This window comes from Kitasatospora sp. GP82, from assembly GCF_029892105.1.
GTDB lineage: Bacteria > Actinomycetota > Actinomycetes > Streptomycetales > Streptomycetaceae > Kitasatospora.
This window is the reverse complement of the sequence record NZ_JARZAJ010000124.1, coordinates 1-1397: the sequence shown is the minus strand read 5'-3', so window position 1 is coordinate 1397 and position 1397 is coordinate 1. Positions and strand designations below refer to the sequence as shown.

The window sequence follows — 1397 nt, the reverse complement described above, 5'->3', positions numbered from 1 at the left end:
CCCGGCCGCTGAAGGGAAGCTGCCCCATGGACGCTGACACCCGGCAACCGCGCCTCCCGGCCCAGACCAAGGCATCCAGAGCCGCCCCCTGGATCCTGATGTACCACTCGGTGGACCACGAGGAGGAGGACCCCTACCAGCTCACCGTCAGCCCAGAGCGATTCGCCGCCCAGATGGACTGGCTGACCCGCACCGGCCGACGCGGCGTCAGCATCCGCGAACTGCTCCGCGCCCAGGCCACGGGACAGGCCAACCGACTGGTCGGCCTGACCTTCGACGACGGCTACGCCGACTTCGCCCGGCACGCCGTCCCCATCCTGCACGCATACGGCTTCACCGCGACCGCATACGTCGTCCCCGACCTGCTCGGCACCGTGAACGGCTGGGACACCATGGGCCCACGCAAACAACTCCTGACCGCCGACCAGGTCACCGAACTCGCAGCCGCAGGCTGGGAGATCGGCTCACACGGCCTCGGCCACCAAGCACTCCCCGGACTACCCGCCACCGTACTCGCCGAGCAGACCAGGCAGAGCCGCCACACCCTCGAAGACCTCGTCAACGGCCCCGTCACCGGCTTCTGCTACCCGTACGGAGCAGTCGACCCACCCGCCGCCCAAGCCGTCCGCGACGCCGGATACGACTACGCCTGCGCCATCCAGCACAGCGCCCTCACCGGCAGGTTCGCACTACCCCGCTGCTACGTCGGCGACCGGGACGGCGCCCTGCGACTACTCGCCAAACACGGCCGCCACCGACTGCGCGACGCGGCGAGCGCACTGCACCGCAGCGAACCCACCGAACAACGCAGGACCACCCCATGAGAGTGCTCCACATCATCACCGGCCTGGCCACCGGCGGCGCCGAACGCCAACTCCAACTGATGCTGCGCCACCTGCCACACCACCACACCTGCGACGTCGCGACCCTCACCAACCCGGGCACCGTCGCCGACGCGCTGCGCGCCGACGGCGTCACCGTCCACGACCTGGCCATGCGCGGCAACCGCGACCTCGCCGTCATGCCCAGGCTCACCCGGCTGATCCGCTCCGGCGGCTACCAGCTGGTGCACACCCACCTCTACCGGGCCGGTCTCTACGGCCGGCTGGCCGCCCGGCTGGCAGGAGTCCGCACGATCGTCGCCACCGAGCACTCACTGCACGCCGAGGTGATCGAGGGCCGCCCGGTCACCGCCGGGGTCAGAGCGCTCTACCTGACCGCCGAACGGCTCGGCACCACCACCGTCGCGGTCTCCCGCCAAGTCGCCGGAACACTCGATGCCTGGGGCGTCCCGGCACACCGGGTGCACCTGCTGCCCAACGGTGTCGACACCACCCGCTACACCCTGCCCACCGCCTCCCGGGCGGCCCTGCGCCAGATCGTCAGGACCGACCTCG

Annotated in this window: 2 protein-coding genes; both read left to right on the top strand. The window is 70.9% G+C overall.

Annotated features, from left to right (window positions below; translation table 11 throughout):
* The coding region (locus P3T39_RS37375; protein WP_348534436.1) for a polysaccharide deacetylase family protein at positions 1–824 on the top strand (824 nt) is incomplete at its 5' end.
* Positions 821–1397, top strand: a 577-nt coding sequence (locus P3T39_RS37370) for a glycosyltransferase (RefSeq protein ID WP_280703785.1), incomplete at its 3' end; no start/stop codon positions are given. The genes P3T39_RS37375 and P3T39_RS37370, both read left to right, overlap by 4 nt.